The 17624-nt window shown below is 74.2% G+C and carries 14 protein-coding genes; 8 read left to right on the top strand and 6 right to left on the bottom strand.

Annotated features, from left to right (window positions below):
- Positions 1-109: 109 nt before the first annotated feature.
- From ACZ5OX_RS36570 to ACZ5OX_RS36560, 3 genes are all read right to left on the bottom strand, one after another.
- Positions 110-1498, bottom strand: a complete 1389-nt coding sequence (locus ACZ5OX_RS36570; RefSeq protein ID WP_465636207.1) for a TolB family protein — start codon at positions 1496-1498, stop codon at positions 110-112.
- Positions 1499-1702: 204 nt separating this feature from the next.
- Complete coding sequence (locus ACZ5OX_RS36565) at positions 1703-2473, bottom strand: lysophospholipid acyltransferase family protein (RefSeq protein WP_449810352.1); 771 nt, start codon at positions 2471-2473, stop codon at positions 1703-1705.
- 224 nt (positions 2474-2697) lie between these two features.
- Positions 2698-3123, bottom strand: a complete 426-nt coding sequence (locus tag ACZ5OX_RS36560; RefSeq protein ID WP_449793619.1) for a DUF4395 domain-containing protein — start codon at positions 3121-3123, stop codon at positions 2698-2700.
- Positions 3124-3342: 219 nt separating this feature from the next.
- Here ACZ5OX_RS36560 and ACZ5OX_RS36555 point away from each other — a divergent pair, with 219 nt between their 5' ends.
- The 5 genes from ACZ5OX_RS36555 (at position 3343) to ACZ5OX_RS36535 (ending at position 8638) form a co-directional block, all read left to right on the top strand.
- Positions 3343-3753, top strand: coding sequence for a TlpA family protein disulfide reductase (locus tag ACZ5OX_RS36555; protein ID WP_465636205.1), 411 nt, complete (start codon positions 3343-3345; stop codon positions 3751-3753).
- Between the two features lie 292 nt (positions 3754-4045).
- Entirely contained in the window at positions 4046-4831 is a 786-nt protein-coding gene (locus tag ACZ5OX_RS36550) for an electron transfer flavoprotein subunit beta/FixA family protein (protein ID WP_465636203.1), read from the top strand.
- Between the two features lie 45 nt (positions 4832-4876).
- Entirely contained in the window at positions 4877-5839 is a 963-nt protein-coding gene (locus ACZ5OX_RS36545; protein ID WP_465636201.1) for an electron transfer flavoprotein subunit alpha/FixB family protein, read from the top strand.
- 214 nt (positions 5840-6053) lie between these two features.
- Entirely contained in the window at positions 6054-7475 is a 1422-nt protein-coding gene (locus tag ACZ5OX_RS36540; protein ID WP_465636199.1) for an acyl-CoA synthetase, read from the top strand.
- Positions 7476-7774: 299 nt separating this feature from the next.
- Positions 7775-8638 (top strand): C40 family peptidase, encoded by an 864-nt coding sequence (locus ACZ5OX_RS36535; protein WP_465636197.1) that lies wholly within the window; start codon positions 7775-7777, stop codon positions 8636-8638.
- Between the two features lie 133 nt (positions 8639-8771).
- On the opposite strand, the gene ACZ5OX_RS36530 is transcribed toward ACZ5OX_RS36535, so the two are convergent.
- Positions 8772-9686 (bottom strand): PfkB family carbohydrate kinase, encoded by a 915-nt coding sequence (locus tag ACZ5OX_RS36530; protein WP_465636195.1) that lies wholly within the window; start codon positions 9684-9686, stop codon positions 8772-8774.
- Between the two features lie 465 nt (positions 9687-10151).
- Between ACZ5OX_RS36530 and ACZ5OX_RS36525 the strand changes: the two genes are divergently transcribed.
- Positions 10152-11219 carry an NUDIX domain-containing protein gene (locus ACZ5OX_RS36525; RefSeq protein ID WP_465636193.1) on the top strand — a complete coding sequence of 356 codons (1068 nt, stop codon included), beginning with the start codon at positions 10152-10154 and terminating at the stop codon, positions 11217-11219.
- A 97-nt stretch (positions 11220-11316) separates the two neighbouring features.
- Positions 11317-12249, top strand: coding sequence for a DUF4184 family protein (locus tag ACZ5OX_RS36520; protein ID WP_465636191.1), 933 nt, complete (start codon positions 11317-11319; stop codon positions 12247-12249).
- On the opposite strand, the gene ACZ5OX_RS36515 is transcribed toward ACZ5OX_RS36520, so the two are convergent.
- Positions 12225-13589 (bottom strand): M20/M25/M40 family metallo-hydrolase, encoded by a 1365-nt coding sequence (locus ACZ5OX_RS36515; protein WP_465636190.1) that lies wholly within the window; start codon positions 13587-13589, stop codon positions 12225-12227. The two genes, ACZ5OX_RS36520 and ACZ5OX_RS36515, sit on opposite strands and share 25 nt — an antisense overlap.
- 306 nt (positions 13590-13895) lie before the next feature.
- Between ACZ5OX_RS36515 and ACZ5OX_RS36510 the strand changes: the two genes are divergently transcribed.
- Positions 13896-15152: a geranylgeranyl reductase family protein gene (locus tag ACZ5OX_RS36510; RefSeq protein WP_465636188.1), complete on the top strand. Its 1257-nt coding sequence runs from the start codon at positions 13896-13898 to the stop codon at positions 15150-15152.
- Between the two features lie 152 nt (positions 15153-15304).
- Here the strand turns inward: ACZ5OX_RS36510 and ACZ5OX_RS36505 are convergent, their stop codons facing one another.
- On the bottom strand, positions 15305-17608 hold the full coding sequence (locus tag ACZ5OX_RS36505; protein WP_465636187.1) for a glycosyl hydrolase family 18 protein: 2304 nt from the start codon (positions 17606-17608) through the stop codon (positions 15305-15307).
- Positions 17609-17624: the final 16 nt, after the last annotated feature.

Below are 17624 nucleotides of genomic sequence, written 5' to 3'. Positions count from 1 at the left end.
ACTGCAGGGGGGACCCTGTGGGAGAGTAGGACGCCGCCGAACAATTCTTCTGAAAAGCCCCTGATCCATTCGGATCAGGGGCTTTTCGCATTTCCCGGAAACCGGAGATCTATTCGTCGGCTCCGGCCCCGGCTCCGGCCCCGGCCCCGGACCCGGGCCTGGAGCCGGATTCCCTCCCGGACCGCGGCTTGTCGGCGGACGCCTGCCCCTGGGCCTGGGCAGACTGCCGGGCATCGGGCCGCGGCGTCCTGGGAGCCGGGGATGCCGGGGATGCCTGCGACGCCTGCGACGCCTGAACCTGATCGGCGGGAGCAGCCGGGACGTCCGCCGTTCCCCAGGCGGGCCGGCTCAGCCACCTGTCCGCGCTGTTGGTGAGGCGGGTGACGCCCGTACCGTCGGCCTGCATGCTGTAGAGGTCGGAACCGGTGCCCGAGGGGGCCTGGGTGAAGACGATGGACTTGCCGTCGGGAGCGTAGGCGGCCGGGCCGAAGAAGGCGTTGGAGGTCGCGGGGGTGAGGGCACCGACGGCGCTGCCGTCGGGGTGGACGGTGTAGATGGCGCCGCCGGGGGCGTTGTCGGGGCCGGCCGGGTAGGTGGTGAAGAGGATCCGGGTGCCGTCGGGGGACCAGTCCGCGCGCTCGCCGGCGCGCAGTTCCCAGGGGGTGAGCTGGCGCAGCCCGGTGCCGTCCGCGCTGACGACGTAGATGGCGCGGCTGTTGGCGGGCTGCCCGGTGGCGCTGGTGCGGTACTCGAAGGTGAGCTGCTTGCCGTCGGGGGACCAGCTGGGGTTGCTGACCGCGCCGGAGTAGGGCTTGTCGTTGGTGAGGAAGGTGAGCCGCTGGACGTCGGTGCCTTCGGGGCTCATCAGGTAGAGGTCCGAGTACTGGACCTGGTGGCTGCCGGACGTGTCGAGGGCGCCCCAGGAGCGGCTGAAGGCGACCTGCTTGCCGTCCGGAGAGAAGGCGGGGGCGCGTTCGTCCTCGTTGGTGCAGTCGGCGGTGGCGCCGTCGCAGAGCTGGCTGATCTGGTGCTCGGGGCCGCCGGCGGTGGGGACGGTCCAGAGCCGGGCGGTGCCAGTATGCGGGTCGGTGCGGTCGAAGGCGATGGTGGTGCCGTCGGGTGACCAGTCCGGGCGGTCGTCGACGGCGCGGGCGGGCGGCTGGGTGACCTGGTGCTGGCCGGTGCCGTCGGGGGAGAGGGTGATGATCGCGCTGGTGGTGCGGGAGGAGTCGGTGTACGCGCGACTGGCGATCAGCCCGTTGTGCGCGGGGGCCGCGGGGACTCCGACGGCCGCGCCGACCACGCCGGGGGTCGCGGCGGGTGTCGGCTCGGTGGCGGCGGGGGTCTCCGGCCGGAGCTCCGAGAGCGGGATGTCGCCGGGTTCGGCGCCGCAGCCGGTGAGCAGGGTGCCCAGAAGCAGAAGGCCCGCACCGGCGCTTGCGCGGGTGCGGGCCCTGCCCGTGGGTGACTGCCGTGTGCCGGTGGTGATCCGTGCCATCTCCGCCTCCGAGCCTCTCGACCGCTCCGACGTGTGGCCCCCGCCGCGGATTCAGGACGAAGGCCCCTGGAAGGAGCTGTCACTGTGTCAGACGGGGGGCACCGGCGACCGGGCGACACGCGACGGACCGCGGCCGCTCGGCCACACGGAGTAGAAGGGTGGCGGGAGGGCGAGGCTCGACCCTTGGTGGTCAACCTCTGGCGGTCAGCCCCGGGCGGCGCGGCGCTCGGCCTTGGCGAGGGCCTCCGCCTCGTCCTCGGCCTCGGCGACCTCCAGGGTGGGCGCGGTGCCGCCGAGCTGGGCGGGCAGCCACCAGCGGTCGTCCGGGCCGGAGGGCTTGCCGGGGTACTCGCGCTGGGCCTGGTCGAGCATCTCGCTCATGGCGGCGCGCAGCCGCCGGGTGACCATGACGGGCTTGTCGTCGGGCCCGAGGTGGATCGGTTCGCCGATCATGATGGTGACCGGGACGTGCCGCTTGGTGAGGGTCTTCGGGCGGCCCTTGGTCCAGAGCTGCTGGGTGCCCCAGAGCACGACGGGCAGCAGCGGGGTGCCGGAGTCGGCGGCCATCCGGGCGGCGCCGGTCTTGAACTTCTTCAGCATGAAGGAGCGGCTGATGGTCGCCTCGGGGAACACCCCGACCACCTCGCCGGCCTTGAGGGCGCGCACGGCGGCCTCGTACGCGGGCTGGCCGTCGGTGCGGTCCACCGGGATGTGCTTCATGCCACGCATCAGCGGGCCGGAGATCCGGTGCTTGAAGACGTCGTCCTTGGCCATGAAGCGGGTCTTGCGCTTTCCGCCGCGGTACGCGCCGAGGCCCGCGAAGAGGAAGTCCAGGTAGCTGATGTGGTTGCTGACCAGTACCGCTCCCCCCCTGGCGGGGATGTGTTCGGCGCCCACGATCTTGATCCGCACGTCGAGCGCGCGGAAGGCGGTGAGTGCGGCGCCGATCACCGGCGGGTACACGAACTCTGCCACGGTCAGTCCTGACTTCCACGGGCCGGAGCCCGGTTCGGCGGGTACCCGCTCCGTTGTGCGGGTGGTGCCGACCGGAGTACGGCACTCCGCGGCGGGTCACGGGTGATTCACGGAGATGATCCCCCGAACGAGTGCCTGCTGTCACCTGAGGCGTGCGGTCAAGCGAATATTCGGCGGTGTGATCTCCGTGATCAATTGCCACGGGAACTTTTCGCCCACCCGCGTCAGGTGCCGGCGGTGAGGCGGCCCTGGGCGCGCCGGACGAGGGGATAGAGCTCGCAGCCGACGCAGTAGCCGAACGCGGCGTTGCCGAGGGCGGCGGTGAGGGCGGCCGCGCCGGCCAGCACGCCGAGCCAGGTCACCTCGGTGCAGTAGCCGAGGGCGCCGACCGTGGCGAACACCATGAGGACGCCCTGGTCGAAGCGGAGCGTCCGGTCGTCCTCGGTCTCGGAGGGCGGTGCGAGTCGGGGGAGCACCAGCACCTGGAACAGCCGGACGTAGGGGGCCAGGCGCAGGCCGCCGAACGCGCCGAGGGCGAAGACGAGTGTCTGGGCGGCCAGGAGGGGGCAGCTGCCGGTGCAGAGGACGACGGTCAGGACGAACGCGCTGAGTGCTGCGGCTAAGCGGGGGCCGCGGGGGTCGGTCTGCAACGGGGCTCCTGGAGGTCGCGACGGGCGGCGGCGAGCGGCGAGCGGCAGCGCGGGGCGTCAGCGTGGTCGCCGGGCGGCGGCCCGGGCCCGGGTGGTGACGCGACGGCAGGCCGGCGGCGGCGTTGGGCGACGGTCGGAGTCCATCGGCCGATCGTACGTGGACCGGCCCCGGCGGTCGACCGCGTTTCGGGCGCCGCGGGCGCTGCCGCAGACTGGGGGATGACCCGGCCGACGGCGTGCGTTGTCGTGCTCGACGGCGGCCGGGCCCGGCCGCCGCGGGCCGGGAACGACGGGAGGCCGAGGGTGAGCAGCGAGGACGGGGCGGTACGGCTGTCGGAGGCCGAGCTGGGCGGGCCGCTCGGCGTACGGGCGACGCTGGTGCAGTTCTCGACGGCCTTCTGCCAGCCCTGTCGGGCCACCCGGCGGGTGCTCTCCGAGGTGGCCGGGATGGTCGACGGGGTCGAGCACGTCGAGGTGGACGCCGAGGAGCGGTTGGAGCTGGTCCGGCGGCTGGAGGTCCGGCGGACGCCGACCGTCCTGGTGCTGGACGGGGAGGGCCGGGTGGTGCGGCGGGCGGCGGGGCAGCCGCGCCGGGTGGACGTGATCGCGGCGCTCGGCCGGGTGGTGTGAGCGTCGGGTGGTGTGAGAGTGCGGCGCGAGCCCGGTGTGAGCGATCCGGCCGCACTTGTTTCGCCCCGTCGGGTGGAGCGGGCCCCGGGCTGGGGCAGGATGGGCGCAGGCGGCGGAGTGGCCGCACGGCATAAGCTACTGGCCAGTAGTGACCACTGCGCTACCGGCGAGTATGCTGCCAGCAAGTTCCGGACCGGCACGGGAATCCGCTGCCCGGGGCGGGTGCGTGCCGTGTTCGCGCCCGCTCGCACCGCCGCAGCCGCCGGACGAGACCAGTACAGGAGACAAGGCCGTGAGCTTGAGGATCGTTGTCTGTGTGAAGTACGTGCCGGACGCGACGGGTGACCGTCGTTTCGCGGACGACCACACCACGGACCGGGAGGGTGTGGACGGCCTCCTGTCGGAGCTGGACGAGTACGGCGTGGAGCAGGCGCTGCGGATCGCGGAGGCGAACGAGGGCGCCGAGGTGACGGTGCTGACGGTGGGGCCGGACGACGCGAAGGACGCGCTGCGCAAGGCGCTGTCGATGGGTGCGGACAAGGCAGTGCACGTGAACGACGACGACATCCACGGTACGGATGTGATCGGGACGTCGGCGGTGCTGGCGAAGGCGCTGGAGAAGACCGGGTTCGACCTGGTGATCGGTGGCATGGCGTCGACGGACGGCACGATGGGTGTGCTGCCGGCGCTGCTGGCGGAGCGTCTGGGCGTGCCGCAGGTGACGCTGCTGTCGGAGGTGTCGGTCGACGGCGGTGTGGTGAGGGGCCGTCGTGACGGGGACGCGGCGACGGAGCTGGTGGAGGCTTCGCTGCCGGCGGTGGTCTCGGTGACGGACCAGTCGGGTGAGGCCCGGTACCCGTCGTTCAAGGGGATCATGGCGGCGAAGAAGAAGCCGGTGCAGTCGCTGGACCTGGACGACCTGGGCATCGAGGCGGACGAGGTCGGCCTGGCGGGTTCGTGGACGGCGGTGGAGTCGGTGGCGGCGCGTCCGGCGCGTACCGCGGGCACGGTCGTCAAGGACGAGGGCGAGGGCGGCAAGGCGCTCGCCGGCTTCCTCGCCGACCAGAAGTTCATCTAGTCCCACCCGTTCGCGCATCCAACGATCGATCAGGAGCAACGAATCATGGCTGAGATCCTGGTTCTGGTGGACCACGCCGACGGTGCGGTCCGCAAGCCGGCCCTGGAGCTGCTGACCCTGGCCCGCCGCATCGGTGAGCCGTCCGCCGTCGTCCTCGGTGCCGGTGCGGCCGCGGCCGACATCGCGGCGAAGGCCGGCGAGTTCGGCGCGGCGAAGGTGTACGTCGCCGACGGCGCCGAGTTCGCGGACCAGCTGGTCGTCCCGAAGGTGGACGCCCTGGCCCAGATCGCCAAGGCCAACGACGTCGCCGCCGTGCTGGTGACGTCCTCGGGTGAGGGCAAGGAGGTCGCCGCGCGCGTCGCGCTGCGGATCGGCTCCGGCATCATCACCGACGCCGTCGACCTGGAGGCCGGCGACGGCGGCCCGGTCGCCACCCAGTCGGTGTTCGCCGCGTCCTTCCAGGTGAAGTCCAAGGTCACCAAGGGCGCGCCGGTCATCACCGTCAAGCCGAACGCCGTCGCCCCGGAGGCCGCCCCGGCCGCCGGCGCGGTGGAGAACGTGGCCGTGGAGTTCACCGGCAACGCCGCCAAGGTCACCTCGCGCACCCCGCGGGTGTCCTCCGGCCGTCCCGAGCTGACCGAGGCCGCGATCGTGGTCTCCGGCGGCCGCGGCGTCGGTGCCGCCGAGGGCTTCGGTGTGGTCGAGGAGCTCGCCGACGCGCTGGGCGCGGCCGTCGGTGCCTCGCGCGCCGCCGTGGACGCCGGCTGGTACCCGCACAGCAGCCAGGTCGGCCAGACCGGCAAGCAGGTCTCCCCGCAGCTCTACATCGCGGCGGGCATCTCCGGCGCGATCCAGCACCGGGCCGGCATGCAGACCTCGAAGACCATCGTGGCCGTCAACAAGGACCCCGAGGCCCCGATCTTCGAGCTGGTCGACTACGGCGTGGTCGGCGACCTCTTCCAGGTGCTGCCGCAGCTCACCGCCGAGGTGAAGGCCCGCAAGGCCTGATCCCGCAACGACGACGGAGGGCGTGGCACCGAGTACCGCTCGGTGCCACGCCCTCCGGCATGCCCCGAGCCGCCGTCCGACCGTCCCGGAGCACGGCGGGCGGGGCGGCGCCCGTAGAGTCGGCGCCGGCGCGTGACGCGGAGGCGGACACGCGGGACGAGCGCGTGGCGCACCGGCGCGGCGCGGTGGCGTGGAACGAGGCGAGGACGGTGGCATGGCACTGCTGACGGCACTTCAGGGCGGTTTCGGCGACGCGGCGCGGGCGCTGCGGATCGACGGGCGGACGCTCTCCCGGGAGGACCTGCTGGGCGCGGCGACGGCCGTAGCCGACCGGGTGGCCGGCGCCCCGGCGCTCGCGGTGCTCGCCCGGCCCACCGTCGAGACCGTCACCGCCGTGGTCGGCGGCCTGCTGGCGGGCGTCCCGGTGGTGCCGCTGCCGCCCGACTCGGGCCCCAAGGAGCGCGAGCACATCCTGCGCGACTCGGGCGCGGCGCTCCTCGCTCACGCCGTCGGGGAGGAACTGCCGCAGGACACCTCGGTGGCGGGGCTGCCGGTGGACCCCGCGCAGCGCTCCGCCACGACCTACGCCGAGCCGGCCGCCGAGTCGACCGGTTTCGTGCTCTACACCTCGGGCACCACCGGCGCGCCCAAGGGCGTGGTGATCCGGCGCGAGGCGATCGCCGCCGACCTGGACGCCCTCGCCGCCGCCTGGCAGTGGACCGCCGAGGACACCCTCGTGCACGGCCTGCCGCTGTTCCACGTGCACGGGCTGCTGCTCGGCGTGCTCGGCGCCCTGCGCATCGGCAGCGCGCTGGTGCACACCGGGCGGCCCACTCCGGCCGGTTACGCGGAGGCCGGCGGCAGCCTGTACTTCGGGGTGCCCACGGTCTGGTCCCGGCTGGCGGCGGACCGGGAGGCGGCGGCCCGGCTCGCCCCGGCCCGACTGCTGGTCTCCGGCAGCGCGCCGCTGCCCGTCCCGGTGTTCGAGAAGCTGGCGGCGCTGACCGGGCACGCCCCGATCGAGCGGTACGGGATGACCGAGTCGCTGATCACCGTCAGCACCCGGGCCGACGGCGAGCGGCGCCCCGGCAGCGTCGGGCTGCCGGTGGACGGGGTCAGGACGCGGCTGGTCGGCGAGGACGGCGCGCCGGTGCCCAGCGACGGGGAGAGCGTCGGCGAACTGCAGGTCTGCGGCCCGACGCTGTTCAGCGGCTACCTCAACCGGCCGGACGCGGACGCCGAGGCGTGGACGGCGGACGGCTGGTTCCGCACCGGCGACGTCGCGGTGATCGGGGCGGACGGCTTCCACCGGATCGTCGGCCGCGCCTCGGTGGACCTGATCAAGAGCGGCGGCTACCGGATCGGCGCGGGCGAGGTGGAGGCCGCGCTGCGCGACCACCCGGCGGTCGCCGACGCGGCGGTCGTCGGCGTGCCGGACGAGGACCTCGGACAGGCGATCGTCGCGTACGTCGTTCCCGACGGCGCCGTGACGGGGGATCAGTTGACGGCCTTCGTGGCGGAGCGGCTCTCGGTGCACAAGCGGCCGCGGCGGGTCGTCCTGGTGCCCAAACTGCCCAGGAACGCCCTGGGGAAGGTGCTGAAGAAGCAGCTGCTGGCGGAGGCCGGCGGCCGCTGAGGAGGGCTGTCCTGACGCCTCCTCGGTTGACGGTCGTTCACCCTGATGTGCCGTCGGTGCTCACCCCTGGCGCCCCTTCCATTTGGCGCACTCCACTGCGCGCAGTGAGCGGACGCGTGCTTAACGTGACACGCAGGCAGAGCCGAACCCCCTGGGCGCCGCGCCGCGGCTTCCGGTCGCAGGACCGGAAGCCGTGGCGCCCGGGCGGGGGCTCTGCCGACAAGCACGGCCACTACCGGCCGGGCACAGCAATCCGCTGCAGTCCGCAGCGATCCGCAGCAGTGAAGGAAGTCAGCACGATGACCACCGTCAACACCGGCGCGCCGGAGGCCGCCGGCGAACCGACCGGGCAGCAGGACGTTGCCACCGCCCGCACCTCCCGTCCGTCCCGCACCTCGCGGCTCCGTCGGGGCATCGCCGTGGTGGCCGTGATCGCGACCGGCACGGGCGTGATCGGCCTCGGCACCGGCGTCAGCCCCGCGGTCGCCGAGTCCGCCCCGGCGCACGCCGGGTGGGACGGCTCCCGGTACTGGTTCAAGAACAGCCAGGGGCAGTGGCGCTGGACCTCGCACTACAGCGTGTACGCGGCCCGCACCGGGGGCGGCTCCGCCTCCGCGGCCAAGGCCACGACCGGCTCCGGGGGGATCAAGGAGGGCTGGGACGGATCGCGTTACTGGTTCCGCAACAGCAAGGGCGAGTGGCGTTGGACCTCGCACTACGACGTCTACCTGGAGCGCACCGGCCGCGGCTCCTCGGGGTCCGGGGGCGCGGGCCACACCGAGGGCTCGGTCGCGCAGGACCCGAACGTCGAGGCCGCCGTGCAGTTCGCGCTCTCCAAGCTGGGCGTACCGTTCCGCACGGCCGGCAACGGGCCGGACGGCTACGACTGCTCGGGCCTGGTGCAGCAGGCCTTCCGGCACGGCGGGATCAGCCTGCCCCGTGTGGCCAACGACCAGTACGCGGCGACCACGCCGATCAGGGCGAGTCAGCTGCGCCGCGGTGACCTGCTGTTCTGGTCGCCGGACGGGACGGCCCGGGGCATCCAGCACGTGGCGATCTACCTGGGCGACAACAAGTACGTCGAGGCCGCGCGGCCCGGGACCAACGTCCGGATCTCGGGGATCAGCAGCGGCTACTACCCCGCCTACATGGGGCGCCCGTAGCGGCGTCGCCATCCGCCCGTCCGGGGCCGCCGGGTCGTCCGGCGGCCACGGCAGGCGTTCCGCGGGCGTTCCGCGTGCCGGGCCGTGCCGGGCAGGGGCGGGCGATGGGCGGCGGGCGGTCTCCGACGCGCGCTCAGAGGTCCGTCGGGCGGGGCAGCGCGCCGCGCGCGCCGAGGCCGGTGACGGCGAAGGCCCCGGCGGCGACGGCGGTGGCGGCCGCGTCGGTCAGCCCGACGCCGCGGGCGAGTCCGGCGGCGAGGGCGCCGCAGAAGACGTCGCCGGCACCGGTGGTGTCGACCACCCGAACGGTCGGGGCGGGCAGCCGGGCCGGCGTTCCGTCCACGACGACCAGCGCGCCCTCGCCGCCGAGGGTGACCACGGCGCCCTCGGCGCGTTCGGCCAGCGCCCGGGCGGCCTCGGTGACGTCGGCGGCGCCGGTGAGCTGGCGGGCCTCGACGGCGTTCGCGACGACCAGCGGGCGCCGTCCGGTGGGGCCGGTCCGAGGCAGGGCGCTGGCGGGCGCGGTGTTGTGCAACCAGCGGGTGCCGCCCGAGGCACCCGCGGCGGGCAGCGCGGCGGCGACCGCGCGGATGCACTCCGCGGGGACCTCGTTGCTGGTCAGGACCACGTCGACGGGGAGCAGCCGGAGGCGGCCGAGCGCGGCGGTGACCTCCTCCGGGGTGAGGTGGGCGTTGGCGCCGGGGACGACGACGATGCTGTTCTCCCCGGCCGGGTCGACCATGACGATCGCCTGACCGGTGGGCGCGTCCGGGTGGACGAGCACGGCGCCCGTCTCGACCTGCGCGCCGTGCAGATCGGCACGTGCCGCCTCGCCCTCGGCGTCCCGCCCGACCTTGGCCACCAGGTGCGTCGCCGCCCCCATCCGGGCCGCCGCCACCGCCTGGTTGGCCCCCTTGCCGCCGAAGCCCCGGTCGGCGGCGGTGGCGAGGACGGTCTCGCCGGGGGAGGGGAGCACGGGGCAGCGGAGGATGCGGTCGGTGTTGACCGAGCCGATGACGACCACACGGCCGGCGGGAAGCAGCTTCATCGTTCCTCTGTACGCGGCGCGGCGCGGGCGGCGCAAGGAGGCCGGCGGTCGGTGGTCGGCGGGCGGTCGGTGGTCGGCGGGCGGCGGCCTGAGCGGGTGGGGGGACGTGTGCGGGCCGGAGCGCGGCATAGGGGCGCGCACGCGGGGGCTCGGAGCGTACGGGGAGGAGCGCACGGAAGCGTGCGAGCGGGGCGCGCGCGGCAAGTCGACCCATCGGGCGCCCTGTGCCCTAGCAGTGGTGAAGGGGTGCAATATTGATGTAGACCGGTCTGCATATTTCCATGCATGCCTTCTGACCTGGGCACATGCCGCTGTCACGGCGCAGAGCGGGGCGTGCGGGCGGGCGCGTCGGACAGGCATGGGGAGCGGCGTGGCGCGGGTACCACCACGGGTGGCGCTGGTTCGACCGACGGGGGCGCTGCCCGGTGCGAACGGCATCGGGGGAAGTCGAGGGCAGGGGACGTTGTGATCGTCTGGGTCAATGGCACATTCGGGGCGGGCAAGACGAGTGCCTGCCGTGAGCTGGTGGAACTGCTGCCCGGGAGCGTGCTCTTCGATCCCGAGCTGGTGGGCTTCGGCCTGCGCCGGATGCTCCCGGCCGACCGGCTGGCGACGGTGTCCGACTTCCAGGACCTGGCGGCGTGGCGCCGGCTCGTCCCCGAGACGGCGGCGGCGCTGCTCGGCGAGGTCGGGGGCCCGCTGGTGGTCCCGATGACCCTGCTCAGGGAGGACTACCGGGACGAGATCTTCGGCGACCTGGCCTCGCACGGGATCACGGTGCACCACTTCGTCCTGGACCCTGAAGAAACGATCCTGCGCGAACGCATAGCCCACCGCGACGAGTGCCCGGGCGACCCGGAGGGCAGCGAGCGGGTCCGCGCCTGGTGTCTCGAACACCTGCCCCGCTACCGCGCCGCCCGCCGCTGGCTGGTCGGCGATGCCCGCATGATCGACACCGGCGAGCTCTCCCCCCGGGAGACCGCGCACCGGATCGCCGAACTGGTCCGGGTCGGCGCCGCCCGCTGTCCGATCGCCCAGACGCCGGACCCGACCGGGGACACCGTGGCCTCCGCCGTCCTGTTCTTCGACGAGCAGGACCGGGTATTGCTGGTCGACCCGGTCTACAAGCCCGACTGGGACTTCCCCGGCGGGGTGGTCGAGCGCGGTGAGGCCCCCACCGACGCCGCCCTGCGCGAGACCGCCGAGGAGCTGGGCCTGCGTCTGGACCCGTCCACGCTGCGCCTGCTCGCCGTCGACTGGGAGCCGCGCACCGGCCCGCGCCGCGGCGGCCTGCGGCTGGTGTACGACGGCGGCCTGCTGGACGAGGACGCCCGGCGGAACCTGCTGCTCCAGCAGGAGGAGCTGCGCAGCTGGCGCTTCGTCACCCTGGAGGAGGCCGGCGAGCTGCTGCCCCCCGGGCGCTACCGGCGGCTGGCGGCCGCGCTGGACGCCCGGCGGAGCGGGGAGCTGCGGTACCTGGAGGCGGGGAGCCGGGTGGCCGTGGGGCTGGCGAGCACGGCGGACGCGGTGTAGCGGCCGGTCGGCGCGCGGGGGGCGGGCGGCGGCCTGCCGGGCGCCCCCGGCACCTCCCGGCGCGCCGGGTCGCGGTCGCGGGCGGGAGGATGGGGGCATGCCGTTCACGCTGAGCCATCCCGCCGCCGTCCTGCCCCTGCTGCGCGCCGCCGGGGCACGTGGGCCCCTGGTGGCGTCGGCGCTCGTCGCCGGCTCGATGGCGCCGGACGTGCCGTTCTTCGCCGAGTCCCTGCTGCCCGGGGTGTACGGCCACGGCGGGCTGACGCACCGCTGGTGGGCGGTGCCGACGCTGGACGTGGCGGTCGCCGGCGCGCTGGTGGCCGGCTGGCACGGGCTGCTGCGCGGACCGGCGGTGGCGCTGCTGCCCGAGCGCTGGGCGGGCGGCGCCGAGGCGCTGACCGCCCGGAAGGCCGGAGGGGCCCGCGGGCTCGGTGACGCCGGTACGGCCGGCGCCACGGTCCGCGGCGCGGCGTGGTTCGCGGCCTCGGCGGCGATCGGCGCGGCCACCCACGTCGGCTGGGACGCGTTCACCCACGGGGACCGGCTGGGGACGCGGCTGCTGCCCGTGCTGGACCGGCCGGTGGCCGGGGTCCCGCTGTACGAGGCGCTGCAGTACGGCAGTTCGGCGCTCGCCCTGGTGGCGCTGGGCGGCTGGGCCGCGCGTGCGGTGCGGGCCGTCGAGCCGGTGCGGCCGGCCGTGCGGCTCGCGCCCCGGGCCCGGCGGGCGGCCGTCGCGCTGCTCGGCGCGGCGACGGCCGCCGGGGTGCTGCACCGGCTCAGCCCGTTGCGGCGGAACCTGGTGCCGGAGGTCTGCTTCGGCGCCGGGGCCGGGCTCGCGGTGGGTGCGGTCGGCTACGCGGCGGTGCTGGCGGCCGCCCGCCGGTTGCGCGGCGGGCGGCCGGACGCCCCGGGGGGAGGCCCGGTGGGGCGCCGCCGCGAAGGCCCGTCAGACCGACCGGGCCGGGCCGACCAGGCCGGGCAGGCCGGGCAGGTCCGTCGGGTCCGTCAGACGGAGCGCAGTTCGGCGTAGCGGCGGAGGAACAGCGCCTCGGTGAGCGCCATCTGCTCCAGCTCCTGCGGGTCGACGCTCTCGTTGACCGCGTGGATCTGGGCGGTCGGCTCCTCGACGCCGATCAGCACGATCTCGGCCTGCGGGTAGAGCGAGCGCAGCGTGTTGCAGAGCGGGATCGAGCCGCCCTCGCCGGAGGCGACCATCGCGGTGCCGAAGGCCTCGGCCATCGCCTCGCCCATCGCCTCGTACGCCGGGCCGTTGATGTCGGCGCGGAACGGGGCGCCGTTGCCCTGGCGCTCGATGGTGAGCCGGGCGCCGAGCGGGACCTGTGCCTCCAGGTGGGCGACCAGCGCGTCCTGGGCGGCGAGGGTGTCCGTGCCCGGCGCGACGCGCAGGCTGATCAGGGCCTTGGCGGTGGCCTGGACGGAGGAGGTGGCGCCGATCACCGGCGGGGCGTCGATGCCGAGGACGGTGACGGACGGGCGGGCCCAGAGGCGGTCCGCGATGGTGCCGGTGCCGGTCAGCGCGACGCCATCGAGCACCTTGGCGTCGGAGCGGAACTGCTCCTCCGGGTACTGCACCCCGGTCCAGGTCTGGTCGGTGGTCAGGCCCTCCACCGCGACGTCGCCGTTCTCGTCGTGCAGCGAGGCCAGCATCCGGACCAGGCACTGCAGCGCGTCCGGGGCGACGCCGCCGAAGGCGCCGGAGTGGAGGTTGCCCGCCAGCGTGGTGACGGTGGCCTCGACGACCGTCATGCCGCGCAGCGAGGTGGTCACGGTGGGCAGGCCGGGGGCGAAGTTGCCGGTGTCGCCGATGACGATGGCGTCGGCGGTGAGCAACTCGGGGTGGGCCTCGGCGTAGCGCTCCAGGCCGCCGGTGCCCTGCTCCTCGGAGCCCTCGACGATGATCTTCAGGCCGACCGGGTAGGCGTCGCCGTACACCTGACGCAGCGCCCGCAGCGCCGTCAGGTGCATCAGGATGTTGCCCTTGCAGTCGGCGGCGCCGCGCCCGTACCAGCGGCCGTCGCGCTCGGTCAGCTCGAAGGCGGGGCTGAGCCAGGCGTCCTCGTCCAGCGGGGGCTGGACGTCGTAGTGCGAGTAGAGCAGGACCGTCGGCGCGCCCTCGGGGCCGGGCAGCTCGCCGTAGACGGACTGGGTGCCGTCCGGGGTGTCCAGCAGCCGGATGCCGGTCAGGCCCTCGGCGGCGAAGGCGTCGGCGACCCAGCGGGCGGCCTTCTCGCACTCCTCGACCGGGAACTGGCGCGGGTCGGCGACCGACGGGAAGGCGACCAGCTCGGCGAGGTCGGTGCGGGCACGGTCCATCAGGGACCGGACGGCGTCGGCCAGGGGCTGTGACATCGGGGCTCCGGGGGGGACGGTCCGCCCTGGGGGTGGTGCGGGCGGAGGAGATGGTTGGCGGTAGTGCCGATCATAGGCGGAGCGGAACGGCGTGTTCCGGCGGGTGAGGCGTGGGGGAGACGCGGGAGCGGCGCGGGCGCGGGCGCGGGTGAGGCGCGGGCGGGGTCGACGGGAGGCGGACGGCGGGAGGCGGGCGGGGCTCGGGGCTCAGGGGCACCGGCGCGCACCGGCTGACCGGGCCCGGGTGGTACCCGCGCGGGGGCGGCGCGCTCGACCGGCGCCGCCGGACGCATAGGATTGCTCGACGTGACTGACTCCGGAAGCTCCGATTCCCGCAGCCCGCTCGAAAGCCCGGACGAGGGCGGTCCGATCGACGACGCGGCCGCGCCGCCGGACGGCGTCTGGGACGTCGTGGTGGTCGGCGCCGGACCGGCTGGGTCCTCGGCCGCGTACGCCGCCGCGGCCCAGGGCCGCCGGGTGCTGCTGCTCGACAAGGCCGAACACCCCCGGTACAAGACCTGCGGCGGCGGCATCATCGGCCCCTCACGGGACAGCCTCCCGCCGGACTTCCGGCTGCCGCTGCAGGACCGGGTGCACGCCGTCACCTTCGCCTACGACGGCAGGTACACCCGTACCCGCCGGTCCAAGCGGATGCTGTTCGGCCTGGTCAACCGGGACGAGTTCGACCTGCGCCTGGTGCAGGCGGCCAAGCAGGCCGGGGCGGTGCTGGTCACCGGAGTGACCGTCACCGGTGTCGAGCAGCGCGGCGGTCAGCACCGCACGGCGCTGGTGACGGCGGGGGACGGGCGCACCTTCGAGGCCCGTGCGGTGGTCGGCGCGGACGGCAGCGCCAGCCGGATCGGCCGGCACGTCGGCGTCACCTTCGACCAGATCGACCTCGGCCTGGAGGCGGAGATCCCGGTGCCGGCGCAGGTCGCCGCCGACTGGGCGGGCCGCATCCACCTCGACTGGGGCCCGCTGCCCGGCAGTTACGGCTGGGTGTTCCCCAAGACCGAGACCAGCAGCCTGACCGTCGGCGTCATCTCGGCGCGCGGCGACGGCGAGCGGACCAAGCAGTACCTCGCGGACTACATCCGCCGGCTGGGCCTGTCCGGGTTCACCCCGCAGGTCGAGTCCGGGCACCTGACCCGCTGCCGCGCCGAGGACTCGCCGCTCTCCCGCGGCCGGGTGCTGGTCGCCGGGGACGCCGCCGGACTGCTGGAGCCGTGGACCCGCGAGGGCATCTCGTACGCGCTGCGCTCGGGCCGGCTGGCCGGCGAGTGGGCGGTGAAGGTGGCCGAGGCGGGCGACGCGGCGGCGGTGCGGCGCGAGGCGCTGAACTACGCGTTCGCGGTCAAGGCCGGGCTGGGCGTGGAGATGCGCGCGGGCAAGCAGCTGCTGAACGCCTTCGAGCGGCGGCCGTACCTGTTCCACGCGGCGGTCTGCCTGGTGCCGGCCGCCTGGCGGGCCTTCGCCCGGACCACCCAGGGGCAGACCTCCTTCTCCCAGGTGCTGCGGCAGCACCGGGCCGCGCGGCGGCTGATGGCGATGGCCTCGCGGTAGTCCGGGTCGTCGCGACGCGGGGCCGGCGCCCCTCCCCGGTGCGGGGAGGGGCGCCGGCCCGTTCTGTTCGTGGCGCCGGCCCGTTCTGTTCGTGGCGCCGGCCCGTTCTGTTCGTGGCGCCGGCTTGTTCTGTTCGTGGCGCCGGCCCGGAGCTACCTGAGCCCGGTGTCCAGCGCGGACATCAGGGTGCCGGACGGGGTGTCGCCGGACATCTCCCAGATCATGCCGCCGAGCAGGTTCTTCGACCTGAGGTAGGCGGTCTTCTGCGCGATCGACCAGGAGTCGTCGAAGCTCCACCACTGCCCGCCGGCTCCTGTGTAGCCGTACGTCGCAACGGACTTGGGATCGTGGTAGACCTTGAGGCCGGAGAGGCCGGTGATCAGGTTGTGGTACCCGCGGGTCCCGGCCTCGTCGCTGAACTGGCCCGGTGCGGCTCCGTTCGCGGACTGCCAGGCGCCGTTCGCGCCGCCGTCCGCGACGCTCTGCCAGCCGCGCCCGTAGAACGGGAAGCCGATGGTCAGCTTGCGCGGGTTGACGCCGGCGTTCAGGTACGTCTGGACGGCCGCGTCGATGCTGAAGTGGGTGGTGTAGGGGTCGTTCGGGTCCTGGTAGAGGTTGGAGGCGTGGCCGGTGCGGTTCGGCTCCCAGGAGTTGTCGCTGCCCGAGCCGTGGAAGTCGTAGCCCTGGACGTTGGCGATGTCCAGCGGGCCGAAGATCTTCGAGAGGTCCCAGCCGGCGGCGACCTTCGCCGGGTCGGCCGGGGTGAAGGCGGTGAGCAGCTTGTGCGGGCCGCCCAACGCGTCCAGCTGCTTGCGGAACTCGGCCAGCAGCAGGGTCAGGTTGTTCTTGTCGTTGGGGCTCCAGTGGTTGCCCGGGTGGCCGTCGCCGGAGCCGGGCCACTCCCAGTCGAGGTCGATGCCGTCGAAGATGCCCGCGGCCACGCCGTCGCCGCCGGCGCCGTTGTAGGCCGGCAGGTTGCCCTTGATCCAGGTGTCGACGCAGGACTTGACGAACTTCTGGCGGGACGCGTCGGTGGCGGCGGCGTCGGAGAAGTACTTGGAGTAGGTCCAGCCGCCGAGCGAGACGACCACCTTCAGCTTCGGGTACTTGGCCTTGAGCTTCTTCAACTGGTTGAAGTTGCCGCGGAGTTTGCCCCAGCCGTCGTCGGCCACGCCGTCCACCGACTGGTCGGCGCTCATCGCCCGGCCGTAGTCCGCGTCGGCGTCACCGGCGCCGGTGCCCTGGTCCGGGTCCTCCGGGTTGCCGGTGGTGCCCTTGGTGACGCCCGCCATACAGGTCAGGTTGACCGGATCGATGTTCTCGAAGGCGTAGTTGACGACGTCGAGCTTGGCGGCGGCGCCCGAGGTGTCCAGGTTCTTGACGAAGTACTGGCGGCCGTAGATGCCCCACTGGACGAAGTAGCCGACCCGGGCGTACTTCCCGGCGCCGACCAGGTCCGAGGTGGTCACGGTGAGCGGGGCGGAGGCGGGCGAGGCGTTGTCGGCGGCGTCCCGGGCCTTCACGGTGAACGTGTAGGTGGTCGACGGCGAGAGGCTGCCGACGGTCGCGCCGAGCGTGCCGCCGGTGACCGTCGCGACCGGGGTGCCGCCCTGGTAGACGTCGTACGCGGCGACCCGGACGTTGTCGGTGGCGGCGTTCCAGGCGAGCGTCACGTCCGTCGAACCGACCGTCGTGGCCCGGAGGTCGGCCGGTGCGGTGGGCGGCGAGGTGTCGGTCGAGGGGTCGAAGGTGGACGCGGTGACGGACGCGCTGAGCGGGCCGGTGTTGCCGCGGCTGTCCTTGGCCCGGACGCGCAGGGTGTACGAGGTGGCCGGGGCGAGGCCGCCGACCAGCACGCTGGTGGACGGGCTGGAGGCGAGCACGGCGCCGCCGCTCAGCACGTCGTAGGAGACGACCGGGAAGTCCCCGCCGGTGGCCGCCGGCCAGCTCAGCGCGAGCGTGTGCGCGGTGGACTCGGTGACCGTCGGGGTGCCCGGTGCGGACGGCGGGACGTCCGCCGTGCCGTCGCACTTGTCGCCGTTGACACGGCAGTTGAGTGGGGTGGAGACCGGGCCGTTGCCGACGAACCAGAAACTGTACGGCTCGGTGGTGCTGTGGGCGTTGACGGTGGAGTTGTAGAACGCGGCCGTGGCGGTGACGTGCCGGCCGTTGACGGTCGCCGTGCCGTTGTAGCTGTTGCCGATGGTGACGCCGGCCGGGAGGTCGAACTCCAGGGTCCAGCCGCTCACCGCGGTCGCGTTGTCGTTGTGGACGATGTAGGTGCCCTGCCACCAGGAGCCGTTGTCGGCGGTGGTGAAGGTGGCGGTGAGCTTCCCGGCGGCGTTCGCCGGGGCGGCCAGCGCGGTGAGCGCGGCGAGGGGCAGGAGCAGGACGGAGAGCAGTGCGAGCAGTCTGCTGCGCACGCGCGGGCGCCCGGCCCGGGATCGAGCGGACATGGTTCTCCCTGTGGCT

Source organism: Kitasatospora sp. NPDC032121 (assembly GCF_055580145.1).
This window is presented reverse-complemented; position numbering and strand designations above follow the sequence as displayed.

Excerpts from the sequence above, each read along its gene's own strand:
- ACZ5OX_RS36570 (WP_465636207.1), bottom strand. The coding sequence starts at position 1,498 with ATGGCACGGATCACCACCGGCACACGGCAGTCACCCACGGGCAGGGCC.
- ACZ5OX_RS36555 (WP_465636205.1), top strand. The coding sequence starts at position 3,343 with ATGACCCGGCCGACGGCGTGCGTTGTCGTGCTCGACGGCGGCCGGGCC.
- ACZ5OX_RS36545 (WP_465636201.1), top strand. The coding sequence starts at position 4,877 with ATGGCTGAGATCCTGGTTCTGGTGGACCACGCCGACGGTGCGGTCCGC.
- ACZ5OX_RS36540 (WP_465636199.1), top strand. The coding sequence starts at position 6,054 with ATGGCACTGCTGACGGCACTTCAGGGCGGTTTCGGCGACGCGGCGCGG.
- ACZ5OX_RS36535 (WP_465636197.1), top strand. The coding sequence starts at position 7,775 with ATGACCACCGTCAACACCGGCGCGCCGGAGGCCGCCGGCGAACCGACC.
- ACZ5OX_RS36530 (WP_465636195.1), bottom strand. The coding sequence starts at position 9,686 with ATGAAGCTGCTTCCCGCCGGCCGTGTGGTCGTCATCGGCTCGGTCAAC.
- ACZ5OX_RS36520 (WP_465636191.1), top strand. The coding sequence starts at position 11,317 with ATGCCGTTCACGCTGAGCCATCCCGCCGCCGTCCTGCCCCTGCTGCGC.
- ACZ5OX_RS36515 (WP_465636190.1), bottom strand. The coding sequence starts at position 13,589 with ATGTCACAGCCCCTGGCCGACGCCGTCCGGTCCCTGATGGACCGTGCC.
- ACZ5OX_RS36505 (WP_465636187.1), bottom strand. The coding sequence starts at position 17,608 with ATGTCCGCTCGATCCCGGGCCGGGCGCCCGCGCGTGCGCAGCAGACTG.